At 64.0% G+C, this 18,408-nt stretch carries 13 protein-coding genes and 2 pseudogenes; 6 read left to right on the top strand and 9 right to left on the bottom strand.

Annotated features, from left to right (window positions below; genetic code table 11):
* Nucleotides 1-50: 50 nt before the first annotated feature.
* The 3 genes from ABZV44_RS38175 to ABZV44_RS38165 form a co-directional block, all read right to left on the bottom strand.
* Complete coding sequence (locus tag ABZV44_RS38175; RefSeq protein WP_354847749.1) at nucleotides 51-1,055, bottom strand: exonuclease domain-containing protein; 1,005 nt, start codon at nucleotides 1,053-1,055, stop codon at nucleotides 51-53.
* Nucleotides 1,056-1,057: 2 nt separating this feature from the next.
* Nucleotides 1,058-1,741, bottom strand: a complete 684-nt coding sequence (locus ABZV44_RS38170) for a hypothetical protein (protein WP_354847747.1) — start codon at nucleotides 1,739-1,741, stop codon at nucleotides 1,058-1,060.
* A 317-nt stretch (nucleotides 1,742-2,058) separates the two neighbouring features.
* Nucleotides 2,059-2,787: a PHB depolymerase family esterase gene (locus ABZV44_RS38165; RefSeq protein WP_354847744.1), complete on the bottom strand. Its 729-nt coding sequence runs from the start codon at nucleotides 2,785-2,787 to the stop codon at nucleotides 2,059-2,061.
* A 415-nt stretch (nucleotides 2,788-3,202) separates the two neighbouring features.
* Between ABZV44_RS38165 and ABZV44_RS38160 the strand changes: the two are divergent.
* A pseudogene (locus tag ABZV44_RS38160) lies at nucleotides 3,203-3,683 on the top strand (IS1380 family transposase); the annotation flags it as partial.
* Between the two features lie 127 nt (nucleotides 3,684-3,810).
* Here the strand turns inward: ABZV44_RS38160 and ABZV44_RS38155 are convergent.
* The gene (locus ABZV44_RS38155) at nucleotides 3,811-4,434 is read right to left on the bottom strand and encodes an antibiotic biosynthesis monooxygenase (protein ID WP_354847741.1); all 624 of its coding nucleotides are present in this window, start codon (nucleotides 4,432-4,434) and stop codon (nucleotides 3,811-3,813) included.
* Between the two features lie 180 nt (nucleotides 4,435-4,614).
* On the opposite strand from ABZV44_RS38155, the gene ABZV44_RS38150 reads away from it, so the two are divergent.
* Nucleotides 4,615-6,453, top strand: a complete 1,839-nt coding sequence (locus ABZV44_RS38150) for a long-chain fatty acid--CoA ligase (protein ID WP_354847739.1) — start codon at nucleotides 4,615-4,617, stop codon at nucleotides 6,451-6,453.
* A gap of 49 nt (nucleotides 6,454-6,502) precedes the next feature.
* On the opposite strand, the gene ABZV44_RS38145 is transcribed toward ABZV44_RS38150, so the two are convergent.
* Nucleotides 6,503-7,636: a CapA family protein gene (locus tag ABZV44_RS38145; protein ID WP_354847736.1), complete on the bottom strand. Its 1,134-nt coding sequence runs from the start codon at nucleotides 7,634-7,636 to the stop codon at nucleotides 6,503-6,505.
* A gap of 463 nt (nucleotides 7,637-8,099) precedes the next feature.
* Here ABZV44_RS38145 and ABZV44_RS38140 point away from each other — a divergent pair, with 463 nt between their 5' ends.
* Nucleotides 8,100-8,702: a YbhB/YbcL family Raf kinase inhibitor-like protein gene (locus tag ABZV44_RS38140; protein WP_354847733.1), complete on the top strand. Its 603-nt coding sequence runs from the start codon at nucleotides 8,100-8,102 to the stop codon at nucleotides 8,700-8,702.
* Nucleotides 8,703-8,857: 155 nt separating this feature from the next.
* On the opposite strand, the gene ABZV44_RS38135 is transcribed toward ABZV44_RS38140, so the two are convergent.
* The gene (locus ABZV44_RS38135) at nucleotides 8,858-9,238 is read right to left on the bottom strand and encodes a hypothetical protein (protein ID WP_354847731.1); all 381 of its coding nucleotides are present in this window, start codon (nucleotides 9,236-9,238) and stop codon (nucleotides 8,858-8,860) included.
* A 378-nt stretch (nucleotides 9,239-9,616) separates the two neighbouring features.
* Between ABZV44_RS38135 and ABZV44_RS38130 the strand changes: the two genes are divergently transcribed.
* Entirely contained in the window at nucleotides 9,617-10,807 is a 1,191-nt protein-coding gene (locus ABZV44_RS38130; RefSeq protein ID WP_354847729.1) for a Fic family protein, read from the top strand.
* A 246-nt stretch (nucleotides 10,808-11,053) separates the two neighbouring features.
* Here the strand turns inward: ABZV44_RS38130 and ABZV44_RS38125 are convergent, their stop codons facing one another.
* Complete coding sequence (locus tag ABZV44_RS38125; protein ID WP_354847726.1) at nucleotides 11,054-12,721, bottom strand: DUF262 domain-containing protein; 1,668 nt, start codon at nucleotides 12,719-12,721, stop codon at nucleotides 11,054-11,056.
* A 272-nt stretch (nucleotides 12,722-12,993) separates the two neighbouring features.
* Between ABZV44_RS38125 and ABZV44_RS38120 the strand changes: the two are divergent.
* Together ABZV44_RS38120 and ABZV44_RS38115 are read left to right on the top strand one after the other, a co-directional pair.
* Nucleotides 12,994-13,317 (top strand): annotated as a pseudogene (locus tag ABZV44_RS38120) (ATP-binding protein); the annotation flags it as partial.
* A 27-nt stretch (nucleotides 13,318-13,344) separates the two neighbouring features.
* A complete protein-coding gene (locus ABZV44_RS38115) occupies nucleotides 13,345-16,437 on the top strand; it encodes an aminoglycoside phosphotransferase family protein (protein WP_354847839.1) in 3,093 nt (1,030 codons plus the stop codon).
* Nucleotides 16,438-16,477: 40 nt separating this feature from the next.
* Here the strand turns inward: ABZV44_RS38115 and ABZV44_RS38110 are convergent, their stop codons facing one another.
* Nucleotides 16,478-16,678 (bottom strand): DUF397 domain-containing protein, encoded by a 201-nt coding sequence (locus ABZV44_RS38110; RefSeq protein ID WP_354847724.1) that lies wholly within the window; start codon nucleotides 16,676-16,678, stop codon nucleotides 16,478-16,480.
* Entirely contained in the window at nucleotides 16,675-17,556 is an 882-nt protein-coding gene (locus ABZV44_RS38105; RefSeq protein WP_354847721.1) for a helix-turn-helix transcriptional regulator, read from the bottom strand. Before ABZV44_RS38105 ends, ABZV44_RS38110 begins: the two co-directional genes overlap by 4 nt.
* Between the last annotated feature and the right edge of the window lie 852 nt (nucleotides 17,557-18,408).

Raw genomic sequence — 18,408 nt, 5'->3', positions numbered from 1 at the left:
CCCCTCACCCTCTCTACCGAGCCCGTCAAAACCACGCAACAATGCACTTCTCACACCCCGCCCCGACCTCCGGACAACCCGGCCCCAGCCCCCACACACGCCACGAATGCGGCCTCATCCATGACCTCGATCCGCTGCCCCCGCGTCCGCAACTCGGCGACCCGACGCGCCTTCGTCGTAGTGAACGCATCGGGATCGACACCACGAAATCCGTCACCAATGACCAGCCGGGTCGTGCGCCGAGTGACATTCCGCGCGGGAGTCGCGCCACATGCCGCGATGGCATCCCACGCCTCCTGGCGGGTCATGGCAGCGAGATCACCTGTGAATACCACGATTTGGCCGTACAGCGGGTGCGATGGATCGGTGCCGGTAGCCTCCGGCAGCACCAATTCCTCACGGCCGAACCAGGATCGGCGCGGAGTGCGTTCCACAACAGTCGGCACAGCGCGCATCAGCGTGTTAGCCGCGGACTTTCGTGATGTCCGATTTGTCCGCAGGGGCCGGTTGACCACCATGCGCTCGAGCGCTGACAGCGAATCGACTCCGGCCCGGGCAGCCAGGGCGATCACGATGTCGGCCGCGGCGGCGGCATCGGCGGCTGCGTCGTGGTGGTTGGTGAAGTCGATGCCCAGAGCGGCCGCGACGTCGGGCAGGCGGTAGCTGTCGAGACTCAGGTGGCGGCGGGCCAGGGCGAGGCTGCAGCTGTAGGACCAGGCCGGTATCCGAATTCCACTGCGGCCGCATGCTTCCCGTATCGCACTGCTGTCGAATCCGACATTGTGGGCGATGACGGGCAACTCACCGACCAGGCTCTCCACCTCTGGCCAGCGCTGCGCGAACTCCGGTTTGTCGGCGACCATGGCTGCTGAGATCCCGTGCACGCGAATGTTGTGCCAGCTGAAGAAGTCCAGCCCCGCGGGCGGGCGGCACAGCCACGACGCGGTCTCTCCGCGCCGCCCGTCCCGCACGACGGTGACGCCGACCGCACAGATACTGCCTCGCGCGGAATTAGCGGTCTCGACATCGATGGCGGCGAACGACAGTCCCGCCATACTCACCGCACCGCGAGCGGCAACGGCCGTGCGGCCGCCCCACCGAGGTCCTCCAGAAAAGGCCGGGCGAGCCGTAGCGACTCGAACGCTGCCCACGCATCCGCCAGATCCGCGAGCCCCCGCGCCAGCGTGAGCACCGGCCGAATGTGATCGTCGGCCACATCCACCCGAAACTGCGGCAGCGCAACCACATCCGGCGCCACGATCACCGGCCACTGCGGCCTGGTGAACTTCCCGCCGCTCGCATCCTGATGCGCGGCGAACCGCTGGTCGGCCGATTCGATTGCGGCACAGACGGTTTCGACAGTCGTATCGACATCGACAATCCCAGCACCCCCGACAATCCGATCGTCCGCGATCGCCACAGCGGCCCCAACGCCCACGACGTCCGTCAAGTGGTTACTCTCGCCTACCATCCCGGCCTGTTGAGTGCGATTACCCACCGTGCCAGCCGTCTGGGCATCGTTGCCTACAGTTCCAGGAGCAGCAGCGTCATTGCCTGCCTCAACGATCGGGTATCCGACCGTGAGACTTTCGATCTCCGCCGTGCGCGATCGATCCAGCACCCAAGCGCCCGATAGCCGCGACTCCCCCAGCGCCGCACCCACATTCACATGCCAGATGACCAGCCGCTCCCCAGCCGCACCGAGCACCGCAAGGGTATGAAGGTCGAACGAGGCAGCCATAACGCTCCACGGTCGTGACGGACAGATACCGCGTTACGTTAGAGCATCGCCCCGACAAACTTCCGCGAACCCCACGCGAATCATCAACGGACCCAAACAGTTCCGACCGAACTGGTTTCCGGCACGCGCTCGACCCGAGGTACCGAAGCCCACAGCTCGACCCGCGCCAAGCCCTCATCGACCCTGGCCACCGCTGGCTGCACCACCTGGTCTTGCAAAAGTTCCTGCCCCGCACCAAGAAAACGTCCCGAGCCCATGCTGGACGGCATGTGACACAGCCCAGAGACGGCGGCGGCGCAATAGCTACGTTTCAGTGGTCATGGGAGAGTGCGGGAATCGAGGAAGTTCCAGAGCTGATCGCGTAGATCCTGGCCGATGGCGCCGGTGGGCCACTGGTGTGTCGTGTTGTATTCGACTCGCCACGCGACGTTCGTTCCGGCGGCGCAGGGCTGATAGTTCGTATGGGTGCCGTAACGGTCGGAGGTGGGGTCTGCTGTCGCTGGGCAGCGGTTACGGCGGGTCCAGTCACGGACGTTCGCGAGGCCGACCACGAGGTTGGAGATGGGGTCGAACGCCCCTTGGAATATTCCGACCGCAATAGGGCGGCTCGGTGTGCACGGTGTGCCGACGGCACTGGGTTCGAGGGGGTTGGGGTCCGTCGGGTCGGTGCCCTCCCATGAGGTGACGGCGGCGAACAGGTCCGCGGCGTCGCAGGCCATCCGCTGAGACATGATCGCCCCATCGGACCAGCCGTCAGCGTAGACGCGGTGGGTGTCGACACACCAGGTCGATTCGATGTCGGTGACAACGTGCTCGAGGAAGGTGACGTCGACAGACCCCTGCTCGAAGTGCCAAGTTTTGTCGAACTCGGTGCCTTGCGGGTAGGCGACGATGAAATTGTGAGCCGCTGCGTAGGAACTCCATCCGGTTTCGCGTTCGATGCCTGCCGAGGTGTCGCCGGTGCCGTGCAGGCTGATCAGCAACCCAACCGCCGGGCCGGTCAATCCCTGCGGCACGTTGAGCGTGTAATTGCGAGTGCCGATCATTCGCGGGACGGTCCCGCCGGTCGGTGTCAGCGTGCAGCCCGCCGCCGAAGCCACCCCAGCGATCGGCCCGATCGGCACAAGGACGGCAACAATCACCCCAACGACTGTCAGGAAAGTGTTCAAAACACTGCCGACGCGTAGGGAACTCATCGCCGAACTCCTCCTCGTCAGGGCTGGCCGCCCAGCGTTGATCCAATAGGCAATCGCGCGGGTGGTGATGGTGACGAAAATATGGCTACGGGCGCGCAGCATCCCCGCCGATCACATGTCGTAGTGGTCGGCGATGTGGGGTTCCGGTCGAGCTGGGATGATCGCTTGTTCAGGCAGTGATCGGGGCAGGTTTAGAAGTGCACTGCGGGGGCAAGTTTCGCATATGTTCGCCCGGAGTCAGCGGTGCTCGATGATCTAGAAACTCGTGTCGCGGGCCGGTCCGGTGCCAGTGATGCGGCTGTCCGAACAGCCCGGAAGCTGGCGACACTGATCGCCCGGATGTGTGTGCGCATGGAAAGCACCGATGATGTCGACGTGTTGCGCAGCGGCGGCATGGGCAGGGCGTTCGACCGGGTGCCTGCGCCGCCGACGATCGGAATCTTGTTGTGGGAGTTCAGTTTCGGTCATGACCGTCGAATCGACTGGAATCAGTCTTGCGTGCGCACTCGCCCCGGTCGTGTGAGCGGGCCGATCTGTTGCCGGGTGCCCGTGTGCGCGTTCGTCGATATCGACTCGTTGTTGCGGCCGGGGCATGTGCATGCCAAGAAGGGCACGCTCCCACGGGTTCACCAAGATTGCGGGCAAACAGGTTCTGCGCAAAGAGCTTTCACCACTGGCGACCGCGCTCAGCCACCGGCCTCGCCGTGCCGGCGATCGTGGGAATGCGGCTGCGCGCCAGGAAAACTGCCCCAACCGGCCGACCGAGCACGGCCGCGCGCTGCGGCCGTGCTGCGGTGACCACCTGCTCGGGGACGGACCGGACGTGTCGAACCTCCGGTCTCGGCCTGCCGTTTCGCCGACCCCCGCTCGAGGTCAAACCAGTTCGGGGACGCGCAAATGCGCCAATGCCAACTCGAATTCGCGGACGTCGACGGCCTCGACGCGTGCCTGCCGGGCGGCGTCCACGCGCAACGCGGCCGACGCGATCCGGTTGCGTTCCATCGCCTCGGCATTCTCGTAGACACTGGACGAGACGGCACGACCGGACGACCTGTTCACCATCAGGCTCGCGCTGCAGAATCCCTCGAGCTGCTGCTCCATACCGGGCAAGGTGTGGGCACGGTAGACCTCGATGGCGTTATCGATCCGGCTGGGATCGGTCTTCACCCAGGTGACACGCGCACACGCACCCTGCGGCGTCTGATGCGCGCGATGCATGGCCACGATCTCCCATTCCTCGACCATCGGACTGCCGCCGAATATCTCTGCCGCACGATTGCGCATCGGGACCGCCTGCTCGGCGGTCGCTCTCATCGCTTCCTCGGATTCCCATGAGGTCGTCAGGATGCACCGGCCGGTGTGCCGATCGACGAGCAACGAAAGTCCGATACAACCGGGAATGCCCTCCAGCCCCGGCATAACCTCGTCCCGCACATGTGCGATCCCGGATTCGAGAGCGGAAAGTTGCGCCTGAAGCGTGGTAGACCGTGCGAACACGATCCACCTCCTTTCTGCACAGAGGCAGCGCCCGGTGGCGCCACCGGTGCCTCTCACAGTGCCCCCTCCCGATCACCAGGGCAATAGCGGCCGCCCCGCCCGCATTGCGCAGTCCCCACTACACGCCTTTTCTCGTCCGAGCGCCTCATCGATCGGCCGGGGAATCCCTAGAATCAAGTGATGACGTTCCTCCGGCAATCCGAGGAACTTCCCGATCTCAGCAAGATCGAGGACCGGGCGTCATCGGTTGCCCAGATGCTGGTCGACCGCATCGCCGAGACGCCAGGGGCGGAGGCGTTCCGATTCCTTGATGGCGAGGGCTGGACCAGTGTGTCCTGGAAGCAGTTCGGCGACCGCGTCGACATACTCGCCGCCGGGCTGATTGCACTGGGAATCCAGGCCGAAGAACGGGTCGCGCTTGCGTCGTCCACGCGTTACGAATGGGTGCTCGCCGACTTCGCCGTCATGTGCGCCGGCGCGGCCACTACCACCGTGTACCCCACCACCAACGCCCCCGGCGTCGCGTTCATCGTCGCCAACTCGGGCAGCCGGATCGTGGTTGCCGAGGATCAGGCACAGGTCGACAAGCTGATCGAGCATCGCGCCGAGTTGCCCGACGTGCAGAAAGTGGTGATCTTCGATGGCGAAGGCGACGGCGACTGGGTGATCACGCTCGACAACCTCGAAGAGCTCGGATACCGACTGCTCGCCGAATCCCCCGACGCGGTCGCCGACCGCATCCGCGGCATCCGGCCCGAGCACCTGAGCAGCATCATGTACACCTCCGGTACGACCGGCACCCCGAAGGGTGTTCGGCTGCCGCATTCCGCATGGACGTACAGCGCCGCGGCAATCGACGCGCTGAATGCCCTCCGCCCGGACGACCTGAACTTTCTGTGGCTGCCGCTGTCTCACGCTTTCGGCAAGGTGATGTTGGCGCTGTCACCGCTGATCGGCTTTCCCACGGTAATCGATGGCCGGGTCGACAAAATCGTGGACAACCTCGTGATACTGCACCCCACCATCGTGGCGGCCGCCCCTCGCATCTTCGAAAAGGCGCATGCCCGTATCGAGGGCACGATGGCAGAAGAAGGCGGGATCAAGAAGAAGCTCTTCGACTGGGCAGTCGGGGTTGGCCTGCGGGTCTCGCGTGCCAGGCAGGCAGGCAGGTATCCGTCGTTGCTGGTTTCCTTGCAGCACAAAGTCGCCGACAGGCTGGTGCTTTCCAAAGTCCGCGAACGCTTCGGTGGCCGGCTGAGGTTCTTCGTTTCGGCAGCGGCCCCCTTGGACCGCGATGTCGCGCAGTGGTTCGACGCGATCGGCATCATCGTTCTCGAAGGCTACGGCCTGACCGAGACCGCCGCCGCCTCGTTCATCAACCGACCGGATGCATACCGCTTCGGAACCGTAGGCAAACCGTTCCCCGGCACCGAGGTCGAGATCGCCGAGGACGGCGAGATCCTGCTCAGAAGTCCCGGTGTGATGAGTGGCTATCACAACCGCCCGGAGGCCACCGCCGAGGCTTTGGACGCGGATGGCTGGTTCCACACCGGCGACATCGGCGAGATCGACGCAGAAGGATTCCTGCACATCACCGACCGCAAGAAGGACTTGTTCAAGACCTCGCAGGGCAAGTACGTCGCGCCCTCCGCGATTGCCGCCACCTTCAAGGGAATGTGTCCGTACGCAGCGGAATTCATCGTCTACGGAGAGACACGACCCTATTGCGTCGCGTTGGTCGGCCTCGATACCCAGAGCATCATCGAATGGGCTGGCAAGCACGGTCTGGCAGACAAACCGCTCGCCGAAATCGCGCGGGACAAGAAGACCCACGAGGTGATCGAGGCCTACGTCGCCCAACTCAACACCCAACTCAATCGCTGGGAACAGATCAAGAAGTTCGACATCATCGACCACGAATTGTCCGTCGAGACCGGTGATCTCACACCGAGTATGAAACTGCGCCGCAAGATAGTCATCGAGAACCTCGCCGACAGCATCGACGCCCTCTATGTCTGAAGTCGATCGATGACTTTCGCTTCGAGCTGGCCATTGGTGTGAGTTGGGCTCAGCCCCAGCGGATCTCGAGCAGGTCGTCGGCTCCGCGGTCGATATGGGTGTGGAACCGGCGGCTGATGTGAGTGAGCGTCTTACCCAGCCAATCGGCATCGGCCCGGGAAGCACGTTCGAGCCGCATGCGGCGTACCCGCATGGGCAGCATCCGGATTCCGGCCGGCTGCCCGCCGGGATCTACCGAAACCAGGTAGAGCAGCCGCAGTTCGGGACGGTAGGACTCATATCCGGGGATGCCTTCGTAGTCGTCGATGACATCACCGCAGCCATAGAAAATCGGTCTGCCCTGGTAGATCTCGATGGGACGAGGATGGTGCGATGAATGCCCATGCACGATGTCGACGCCGGCGTCGATGAGCCGTTGCGCGAACTGGATTTCGCTCCGCCCGGTCCCGTAGCCCCAGTTCGGGCCCCAATGCACGGACACGATCAGAATATCGCCGGGGCGCTTGTGCGCCAACGCTTCCGCCGCGACATGGTCAGCGACACCACGGCCCAACGGATCACCGGGCAGCCACACCCCCGGCCGATCGTGCTGCGCGGCCCACGCCAGCGGCACACCGCTGCTGGTGCTGGCGACCGAGACGATGACCACCCGCGGCCCGGTGCCCGGCTCCACCACCACCGGTCGGCAGGCCGCGTCGATGCTCGTTCCCGCCCCGGCTGTGCGGATGCTCGCCGCGTCGAGCGTATCGAGCGTGTCGCGCAGACCGCGGTCTCCGAAATCGAGGACGTGGTTGTTGGCCAACGCGCAGACGTCGGGCCGAAACGCTTTCAGCGTCGCGATATTGGCGGGGTTCATCCGATAATGGATGCCCTTGGCGGGCGCAAATCTGCCGTCGGCGGTGATCGACGTTTCCAGGTTGATCAGCCGGACCTCGGGCGCCAATTGGTCGAGCATCGGCCCCACGTCGCCCCACGGCCAGTCGGAGTCGACCGGGTACGGTATCGGCCCGTTCGTCTTCTCGGCCAACTCGACGTAGCGGCGGGCGTCATCGACCCACGGTTCGTACAACAGCGGATCACCCGGATGCGGCTGGATCTGATCGACGCCGCGACCGAGCATCACATCACCGCCCAGCAGTACAGTGACCGGACTCTGTTGCGGTGGACTACTCGTCTGCGTCATCGTTTATCGATCGATTCACCACTTCGCGCAGGACACCGGGATTCCCCGGCTTCAATGATTCACGGCCCCAACCGGACTCGCTCGGGCCGACGGCCCCGACCCAGCGACCGAATGTCATCTGACCGTTCACAACCGACTCGACGGCGGCTGGCCGCGGTAATTCTCGTCCACTGAGTTGGCGGGCGCGAGCAGTCCGTAATGCCCATTGTAGCGGCGGGGATACCGTTCCGATGACCTTCGCTTCTGGGCGGGGGCAGGGCAGAAGCGCAGAATCTATGTATCGCACGAATTGATTCGCCCAGGCAGAGGTTCGGACGACAGTGTGGTCGACCGACGAGATGAGATTCCCCCAATGGCGCGGGAACGCCGCAGAATGATCCCACCGACGAGCTGTGTTGATTGCGCCCTCATCGCCATCTGAATAGCGGAGGCTGATCGGGCCGCATGAGTGGAAGGCATCGTTATGAAGGTCCGAAGTGATTCGTTCGACGATAATGCGCGCATTCCGGCCACGTTCGCCTACGGCGTACCGGATGCCGCGCACCATGTCCGCGCGGGCGCCAATCGGAACCCGCATCTGGCGTGGGACGAGGTGCCGGCGGGAACACGATCGTTCGCGGTCGTGTGCTGCGACATCGACGTACCCCGCACCGGATCGGACGTGAACATCGAGGGGCGAACGGTGCCGGAGGAGTTGCCGCGCAACGACTTCTACCATTTGGTGCTGTTCGATATCCCAGCCGACGTGCGGCAGATCGCCGCAGGCAGCCTCCAGAGCACACCCGGCAAGCCGGGTCCGGCTACACCCCATAACGCGCGGTACGGCCTCAACGACTTCAGCAGTGCGAAAATGGATCATTACGGCTACGACGGCCCCTGCCCGCCCTGGAACGACCAGCGCATCCATCACTACGTGTTCACCGTCTGCGCCTTGGATGTCGAACGGCTGCCGCTACAGCGGGCGGTGACCGGAGAACAGCTGCGCCAAGCGATGTCCGGCCACGTCCTGGGGCAAGCCGACCTCGTCGGCACCTACACGCTCAACTCCGCCCTGAGCTCGAACTGAGCCACTCGAGCGCATGGCACGCCGGGGCGGCCGCCGGTTCCAAGGGCAGGCGGGGTCGCGGGAGGAGTGCGCTGTGGACGGCTACCAGCTGAGCTTTCGTGGCAGACCGGCTCCGCGCCGCTGGTGACGCACGGCTACGGCCTTGTGATGGCTGATCAGGGCAGCAGAATCTTATGCTCGTGGTTCGCAACAGCTTCCTGGAGCCGGAACCGCGACAGTGTGTGCGGCCCGCACTCGCAGGAAGCGGGCAACGCGTCATCGACAAAGCCGTCACCGGCAAGCAGGTCCGTAAACCGGGTGCCATGCCCGTGAGCGCTGTGCGCAGCATCGACGAAATCACGCGATCCATGCGCGTGCGGCCCAGTCGCCGACTGATACACCGCGCCGGCCGGCGTATCGAACACCGCCGCCACGCGGTGACCACAACCGCACCGCACCTGCGTCAACGTATGCCCCGCCCGGTCCGTCAGCGAGTCCAGCGTGTGCTGGGCCAGCTGGCGTCGTTCCGGCGCGGTCAGATTCGAGACATTTGTCATCAATCCACGATCACTCCTCTAGGTCTCAGCAGCAAGGCCCAAATGCCCGAGAAAAAGGACGATCGGCCCGCCTTTCCCATGTGACGTCGCTTGCTCCGAACCACGTCTGCTCGAGAGCCCCTTCGTCGAAGAGATCGACTGGGCCCCGGCTCGCCAGTTCGGCTACGGCAAAGACTCGAAGTAGGCCGTCCACGCCGATGTCTTTCGGTCGCGGCTGGTTAGCCCGCCGCCTCCCACTGCTCACCGTCCCCGATGAACCGGGCTTCATCACCGACGCGGAGGAGCACGCAAAGTAGATTAAGGGCGGCGCTAGCTACGTTTCGTACCTATAAAGTAAGCTAACCGCAGAGTTGGTCGACCTTATTCGAAGGAGACCGCGTGAACTGGCCACCACACCGGAGCGAAGAGCGGGTCTGGAACCCGCGTGAGCGTCACGGCTCGCGGGCGGATCGAACCCTTGATCGGATCACGGTCGCGATTCCGCCCAGAATAGGCCAGCTCGACTACGATCCGACCGGGCCCGTTGCTCGCGCCCACGAAGCGGCGTTGATTGCGATAGCCCGCCTCGAGGCCGGGTTCGGCGAGCACCTCGTGCCACTGGCCGACTTCCTGCTGCGCGGTGAGTCCGTCGCGTCCTCGAAGATCGAACATATCGATGCGGGCTGGCGAGCCTTCGGCAAAGCTGTCGCCGGAGGTAAGGCCAGCGACGATGCGAAGTCGCAATTGGCGGCGGTCAAGGCCCTGATCGCGATGGTCGATGCGGCCGGCACGGGCAGCGTCGGGCTGGACGATCTGCTCGAAGCACATCGGTTACTGATGGCCATCGACTACTACACCGCCCGCGATGCGGGGCAGCTGCGGGATGTGCAGAACTGGATCGGCGGCAGCGACTACACGCCGATCAACGCTGCGCATGTCCCTCCACCCCCCGAATTGGTCGCCGATTTGGTCGCCGATCTGCTGGTCTTCGTCAACCGAGACGATCTGCCGATCCTGGCGCAAGCCGCCATCGCGCACGCCCAGTTCGAGTCCATCCACCCGTTCACCGATGGGAACGGGCGCATCGGACGGGCACTGATCAGTGCCGTGCTGCGCCGCCGCGGCCTCACTCGCCGAGTGACCGTACCGCTGGCGTCGGTCATGCTGGCGGACACCGGCCGATACTTCATGCACCTCAACCGATTTCGCAATGGCGACATCGACACATTCGTCGAGTACCTGGCAGTCGGCGCGATCCACGCCAGCGAGGCCGCACAGGAGTCAGCCATGGCTCTCGCCGACCTGCCGAGACGCTGGCAAGACATCGCCCGCCCGCGAGCAAACTCGGCGGAGGAAACCCTCCTCGCTGCGCTACTCGAAACCCCAATCCTCAACGCCGACACCGCACAACGCATCGCCGGCACCACCGACGCCAGCACCTACCGGGCCCTGGGTCGATTGACCGACGCGGGGATTCTCGAGCTCCTCTCGGAGAGCAAACGGAACCGCATCTGGGCCGCGACCGATGTGCTCGCGGAGCTGGACGCGCTCAGCGCGGCCATCGGCCGGCGCACGATCGAACACATATGAATCAGCTGGCGTACGGGTCGATGTGACGGTGAGCGGCGAGTTGCAGGACTGAAGTCCTGCCCTTATGGGCCGGTCGAATTCTCTAGCCTTCACCGCGTCGGCGAGTGCCTCCCAATCGCTCTCCGAGAACATCAGTTCCGGTTCACCGGCGATACGAACCGACCGGGCCTGCGCCAATCCGTCCAGGATCCTGCAACCGCAACGACTCGATGTTCTCCGAGGCCAGCGGCCGGACGAAACCTGTGCCTACGACAGAGCGACCGCGTCCTCGACGATCCGGCGCGCGACCTCGAAGCGGACCCGCACGCGTTTGGGGTCGGCGGTGGAGGCGCTGATCGCGGCGATGTATTCGTTGTTCTTCGCCATGGCCGCGCGAGCCTCGGCGACGATTCGAGGCCGGGCGCGCTCAAGCTGGTCGGGGTGGTAGGCGGACAGAACGACACCCCAGCTTTCCAGCAGCGCCCGGTTGATCGGTGAGCGCCGATCGTTGCCGGCGGGCCAGCGCCGGAAGGAATAGTCGCCGAAAATGATTCGCGCGTTGATCATGCCGCGTTCGAAGGCGGCGAACCAGGATTCGAGGTGAGCGTCGGAGATCTGGCCGACGTCGTCGATGAGTTCGGTGGTGGCGTCGAGCAGGTTCTCCAACGACCCGTAGGAGTCGTACTCCTGCAGATCCGGAAGGGTGTAGAAGGCCAGGAAACGCAGGACGGCCTCGCGGTCGTTCATGCGGACGTGATTTCGCAGCACGCCGCCGGTCGCCGCGTGGAAGACCTCGGCGGAGGCACACCGTTTGAGCAGGTTCCGGCTGCGCGCGCTGCTCATGCAGTGCCGGATCTCCATGGCGTTCAACGGCTCTCCACCGGTGTTGATGCGCTTGAAGATGTCGTATTTGACGCGGTTGGGCGTGGACGGCTCGATCACGTGCACCACGATCTGGGCGTTGTGAAGGCGGCGGCGCAGTGGCGGATCCAGTTCGGCGAAGGTCTTCTCGCGCTCGCCATCGAGGTACTCGAGCTCGTCGAGAGCAAAACCGCCCTTCACGAACTCGTGCACGGTCGACAGCCGCTGCAGGCCGTCCACCACACGGAACATCCCACCGCGGTCCTCGGCGAAATAGAAGGCGGGCAAGGGAATCTGCAGCAGCAAGCTCTCGATGAGCCGGGATTTCTGGCGGCCCTTCCACACTCGGTTGCGCTGAAAATCGGGGGCCAGTTCGAGATCGCCGTCGTCGATCATGTCGAGAACGTTGCGCAGGGAGAACGTGCGGGTGGAGATCCGGATCTGCTCGGGATCCCAGGGTGCCGCCGGGCGGCCGTCGAACGGGTGGTCGTCCCTCTCGATCTCAACGCCGGTCGGCTCACCGTAGAAGACTTCCTCCACCACGGCCGCAGCCTGATCGCGAAAAGTCACGGTGGTGTCGGCCGGTGATGTCGCGATTGCCGGTGCGCTGGAACGGAAGTAGTGGTCGAAGACGCTGGCGGTGCGGGCGTCCAGCTCGGCCGCAGCGAGGCCGGCGAATGCTGCGACGTCACCCATGGCGGGCAGCCACCGGTTCTCCACCACCGCCCCCAGACGGTGCGCGAATTGCTGGCGCCGCTCGGCCTCGTCGAGGAACGGCGGCAGGAAGCAGCCGAAGATCAGCCGCAGTGAGGGGCCACCCAGACCGAGGAAATACAACCAGTAGGGAAACTCATCGTCGAGCCGTAGCACGAACTGACGGACCGGTTCCATCTCGAACAGCTCGGTCGGGATGTGCTCGTAACCTTCAATGACCAGTTCGACTGCGCCCATGAAAATTCGGGCGCGCTCCGGCGAAAGGAAGCACGAGTTGAGGGCCTCGAGGGCGGGCCCCAGGTCCCCCCTTTCGATGTCCTCGCGGGGTATCACGACAACCAGCTGATCGGGAGAGAACACCAAGCTTCCTTATGGTTCGAGTGGTCCGCCGAACCACCCTACCGAGGCGGCCGCGCACACGGATGCGTCCGACGACCGCTGACCGGAAAACACCAGCTCGAGCGCCTTCTCGCTGAATCGGTCACTGTATCGGTCACCCGGTCGGCGCCTTTGTGAATAGTGCCGGGCGGTTGGTCTCGACAACTTGACGTGAGAGTCCGTCCGAAACTCCGCCCTTTCGACCTGATCATCGGGGACAATTGCCCCGCAGCCACAGCGAGGGGGAAGGCTCTATGGCGCTGATCGCACGCTATCAACCAGGAGCAATCGGCCGACCGTTCGTGAACCGGGACAGAGTGCTTGCTCGGTTCGACCGGCTACTTGCCGAAGCATCGGACACTCCAAAAGTCTTGCTGCTCACCGGAGTCGGCGGCATCGGAAAATCGCGATTGCTGGCAGAACTGCGCAGACGAGCCTCGGACGCGCACCCCACCGCGACCGTCGACTTCCAAGTGCCAAGCCACCGGCAGTCGATCGATGCACTCGCCGTGCTGCGATCCCAATACGGTTCCCGGAAGATCAAGTTCCACCGATTCGACATCGCTTACACAGTGCTCTGGCAACGGTTGCACCCGCATCTGCGCGTGAGCTTCGAATCGATGACGTTCGCGGAGAACAGCGAGGTGATCACCGAAGTCCTCAACAACGCGACAGGGATCCCGGTCTTCGGCACCGCCGCGCGCCTGCTGGAACTCGGAACGCGAAAGGCGAAGCGGTCGTATCGCATCCGCCACGATCAGGTTCTTCAGGAGCTCGATCAGCTGACGCTGAGCCAGTTGGAAGGTGCCGTTTCGTACCTGTTCGCTGCCGATTTGGCTGATGCCGCATCCGGGCGAGCACCCTATGTCGCGTTCTTCGACGCGTACGAGGCTCTGGTCGGTGGTATCGACCGGATCGGCCGAGCCGCGGTGTCCGATGCCTGGCTTCGAGATATCGTCGCGCAGCTGGACAAGGGATTGGTGGTGATCGCCAGCCGGGAGCCGCTCGGTTGGGAGCGGCATGATCGCGAGTGGAGCGACCGGACCGAGACAGTGGCCGTCGATGACCTGTCGATGGCCGACCGCCGGCGCCTGCTCGACGCATCCGGCGTAACCGACCCCGTTGAGCGGGAGGCAATCGCGACGGCGAGCGCAGGTGTTCCCTTCTATCTGCATCTCGCGATCGACGCCCGGGCCTATGTCGGCACCTCACCGGATCTGATCTCACCCGAAGCGATCCTGGAGCGCTTCCTCCAGCACGTCGCACCCGACGAGATCCGAACGCTGGAGTTGCTGGGCCTCCCCCGGGTGTTCGATTACGAGATCTTCACTTCCGTAGCAACGACTTTCGGACTCCCGGCACATATCTCGGCGTGGAAAGCACTGATCAGTTATTCGTTCGTCCACACGGCCGAGGCGGATCGCGTCGCCGACCGGTTCCAGCTACATCAGCTCATGGTGACCGCGTTGCGTCAGCGACTTGACGGCGAGGTGGCCACTACGCTTCATGATGTGCTGCACAGCCTCTGGCGGGACCGAGCGGACTCCGGAGCCGACCGCGTCGCCGCATTGCGCGAAGCCTGCTACCACGGCTTGCGCGCCGGAACGCTGACCATTGTCGCGCTGCTCGACTATGTGGACCGCGTCGCGGCAGCCGGCGGCAAACAAGGGATCGATGCGGTACTGGCCGATCTGAACGACTACCTGGCCGAGAACGGCAGGACACGGCCTGCCGTGCCCGAATTGCGCGAGCTGACACAGTATCTGGCAGCCGAGGGTGCGATTCTCCTCGGAGACGCGAAGCAAGCCGACGAATTCACCGCCGCGATCACAGCTGATGGCATCGGACCTGTCGCCGAACGCCTTGCACTCGCTGCGGCCAATGCCCGACGCATCCTCGGCCGCACCGACGACGCACTGGAGATGTACAGCACTCTGTGGTCGAGAGCGACCGGGCAGGTTCGGCTCGGCGCGGGATTGTGGGCAGCCGACCTGCATATGTGTCAGGGACGGTTCGCGCAGGCACTCGAATTGTGTGAACAGCTCAGCGAGCTCGCCGGCCCCGGAGACCACGAGTTTCTCGGCGATATCGCCCGGCTGCGCCATCTCACGTATCGCATGGCTTTCGATACCGCCGCGGCCGCCCGCTATCTCGCTGAGTCCGACGCTCATTTCGAGGCAGCGGGAACAGTCGTCGGACAGGCGAATATAGCGACGAACAGGGCAGAGCTGCTCGCCCTGACCGATCCCGCCGAAGGCATCGCCGCCGCAGCCGCAGCCATCACTATCCAACGGGAACTCGGCGCCCTCCATGAACTCGGTAAGGCGCTCACCGCCCTCGGCATCGCCCACCTGGCACTCGGCGACCTGGACGCAGCCGAACGCGCCTTCGCCGACGCTTGCGAAACCCTCGACCGCGCGGGCTACCGCTCCGGCCGCGCCAGAGCGGAACTGTTCCGAGCCGGCGTCCACGCCCGCCGCGGCAACCAGACCGCCGCGGTCGAAGCAGCCCGCTGGGCGGTATCCGAACTCGAAGCCGCCAACGTCTACCCGGCACTCGTCCTTCTCGCGCGCGGCGTGCTGGCATTGTTCGGATGGTCCGATCCGGCAGTGTCCCTCGCCGCGGCACGAGCACTCACCCGAATCCAGGCCCCCACACCGGGACAGGATCTGGATCACGCCGCCCAGGAGGTCTTCGCGAAGGTCCTGGGCGTCGATCCGGACTCCTGCTACCGCGAAGCTGTGACCCGAACCGACTCCGCGGCAGGCTATTACAACCACAACGTGCGCGTCGAGACCTCATCGGGCGCGGTCAATGTCCGAATCCCCGTCGATGGCGCGGACATCATGGACCTGCGACTGTGGCCCGAGGTCCAAGTACTCCGCACGATCGAACCTTTCGTCACCTCCGTGCCCCAAGTGCGCTGGGAATCCACCGATCCGACATACCAACTGCAGGACTACATCGACGGCGAACTGCTCGACAACATCGCACCCCGCGGACAGGCTGTACCGCCATGTGTACCCCGAGACGTTGCTCAATTGTTCGCCGAACTCCGCCTCATCCCCACCGAGTTGCTGCCCGCCACGCCACACCAGCTCTCCGATGACCCATTGGTATTCGCCGGCCAGCTCTCGGACGTGACTCGACGGGTGTTCCGAGAGAACTATGACCGCTTCCGCCCGCTCTACCGAAAGCTCGAGGTACCCGAGGACCCCTTCAACACCATCGAAGCAGGCTGGCGCACACTCGAATCCCGGCCATTCCGACTGGTGCACGCCGACGTGCACCGGAAGAACATGATCATCCGCGCTGGGCGGGTCGTATTCCTCGACTGGGAGTTGGCTCTATACGGCGACCCGGTATACGACGTGGCCTCACACCTGCACAAGATGGCGTACCAGCCGGACGAGTACGCAACATTCCTACGGCTGTGGGCGGCGGCCGAACCCGAGGCATCAACAGGCAACTGGAAAGCCGACCTGCAGACGTACCTGAACCATGAACGGATCAAGTCCGTCATCGTCGATTCGGTCCGTTACGCCAAGGCGCTGGCTGAGGGCAGCCGTACCCCCGACCAAGAGGGAGCGCTGGTAGCCAACCTCAAGGGCAAACTCGATCTTGCGCATCAGGTTTGGGGTAAGGATGTGCGTTTCGAACCGGAGTTCATCGAGTCGGCGCTGCGTGCGTGCGGATGAATCTGCACGTACGCAGCCAGCTCAATCCCAACCTGCGACCCTAGTGCCGATCGAACCGTCCGGCCTTCACGGCGTCATTGAAGACGCTCCACTCCGCAGCCGGGAACATCAGTTCAGGCCCGCCTGGGTGCTTCGAATCGCGGACCCCTGTCCGATCCGCGAAATGGGCAACCTCGATACACGCGTCTTGTTGTGCCGAACGGCTGCTCTTGAACCAGACCGCACCGGATCGGGTACTCATCCGATGTACTCCTTCGCTATCTGCGCCAGCATGTCTCGTGTGTCCTGTTCATCCAACGCATGCCGCTTGATTTCCACAAGAGCACTCCGATAACTGTCGATCTCGCTGTCCTTCTCCAGGTAGAGAGCGCCGGTGTAGCCCTCGACGTAGACGACTGGCGGCTCGACCCATTTGGTACGCAGGTCAGGAGATGTTCGCGATGGGAACTCCAGCAGGACGAACGGTCCAGTCTGCAACCCCAGATGCGAGCCGACCCGTTGCGGTACAACCCGAATCGAGACGTTCGGAGACTTCCCGAGCGCCACGAGATGACTCAGCTGACGAGCCATCACCCCTGGACCTCCGACCTGATGGTGCAGGACAGCCTCTGAAAGCAGCGCCGTGGTCACGAAGTCCGCTTCACGCAACCGCCCCTGCCGCTTCACGGTCATCTCCACCCGCTGCTCGACCGCTGCAGTAGGCATTCCAGGAAACACCGTCCAGATCATGGCGCGGCGGTACTCAGGCGTCTGGAGCAATCCCGGCAGCAGGGTGACCTGCCACGTGGTGAGCCGTTTGGCAGCCTCCTCAAGCCCAAGGTACAGATCGAAATGCACTGGCACACAATCCCCGTACGAGTGCCACCACCCAGTGCGCTGCGCTTCCTCGATCAGCCCGAGCAGAGTCGCCATATCGTCGTCCGACGCCCCGTATAGCCGGCACAACGCCTCGATGTAGACCACCTTCAGCTTGACCGACTGCCCTCCCTCCATCCGCCACATAGTCTGCGGCGAAACCTCAATAGCCTTGCACGCCTGTGTCATACCCACCCCCGCCTTCTCACGCAGGTGGCGCAACTGGCGCCCCAGCATCCTGCGGGGAACGGTCGAACCGGTCATTCCGTTAGCCTCACTATCTGCTCGGCGTCGTTTTGGAATGGTTTCTTCCTGAGATTTGGAAGTTTGAGAAGTGCCCCGGAAACCGCGGCACTGAAATCTTCCAACACCATCACGCCCCGTGTCTACTGAGATTCGTTCGGAAAACAAGCCCGATTAGCTCGAATAACGAACTCTTCCAACACATTCTGTTTGACGAGAGGATGCCGCAATGCCTTGGGACGCGTGGGCGCTCCTGTCGATCCTGACTCTCTGCACGGCCGTCTTCGTCTGGTCTTGCTGGGGCTTCTACTCGGACAACCACGCGGGAAGCCCCAGCTCCCTTCGACTTCCACTCATCGGAGGCGGACATCTCGATGTCCCCAATCGAAGCGGCCGCCCATCGGGAAGACACCGATCCCGAAAGCCGAAGGTGATCGAACAATGACCCCTGCCGAGGTGGCCATCCTGGCGGCACTCCACACCGACGACCACTGACTGCAGCCCAGATCCAACGGTCATCAACTCTAACCAGCTGGCGAACTCGAAACACCCTCGCGCAACTCGAATCCCGCGGCCTGATCATCCCCAGCCAGCCTCGCTGCCGCTGGCGAATCAGCACTCGCGGCCGAGCCGCTCTGGCAACCAGGGGGAAGCGCTTTGCCTGATGCGCCGTCGTCACCACCGTCACATTTCGAAATCGCCACCTTAGCGGCAACAGTATGAGTCGACCAGTCAACCGAGCCAGTTCCGATGGGTGCCGGATCTCCCGCAAAGCAACGGTGTTGGCGTGCAAGGCTTTCAGATGCGTCCTGCCGAGAAGGTCTGCATTCCCTGGCAGCAATCGCATGCATTCGCTACCGTGCTGTTGGGGGT

The sequence above is a fragment of the Nocardia sp. NPDC004860 genome (assembly GCF_040609015.1).
Lineage (GTDB): Bacteria > Actinomycetota > Actinomycetes > Mycobacteriales > Mycobacteriaceae > Nocardia.
This window is presented reverse-complemented; position numbering and strand designations above follow the sequence as displayed.

Coding starts and splice junctions, on each gene's coding strand:
- ABZV44_RS38175 (WP_354847749.1), bottom strand. CDS start 1,055: ATGGCGGGACTGTCGTTCGCCGCCATCGATGTCGAGACCGCTAATTCC.
- ABZV44_RS38170 (WP_354847747.1), bottom strand. CDS start 1,741: ATGGCTGCCTCGTTCGACCTTCATACCCTTGCGGTGCTCGGTGCGGCT.
- ABZV44_RS38165 (WP_354847744.1), bottom strand. CDS start 2,787: ATGATCGGCACTCGCAATTACACGCTCAACGTGCCGCAGGGATTGACC.
- ABZV44_RS38150 (WP_354847739.1), top strand. CDS start 4,615: ATGACGTTCCTCCGGCAATCCGAGGAACTTCCCGATCTCAGCAAGATC.
- ABZV44_RS38145 (WP_354847736.1), bottom strand. CDS start 7,636: ATGACGCAGACGAGTAGTCCACCGCAACAGAGTCCGGTCACTGTACTG.
- ABZV44_RS38140 (WP_354847733.1), top strand. CDS start 8,100: ATGAAGGTCCGAAGTGATTCGTTCGACGATAATGCGCGCATTCCGGCC.
- ABZV44_RS38135 (WP_354847731.1), bottom strand. CDS start 9,238: ATGACAAATGTCTCGAATCTGACCGCGCCGGAACGACGCCAGCTGGCC.
- ABZV44_RS38110 (WP_354847724.1), bottom strand. CDS start 16,678: ATGAGTACCCGATCCGGTGCGGTCTGGTTCAAGAGCAGCCGTTCGGCA.
- ABZV44_RS38105 (WP_354847721.1), bottom strand. CDS start 17,556: ATGACCGGTTCGACCGTTCCCCGCAGGATGCTGGGGCGCCAGTTGCGC.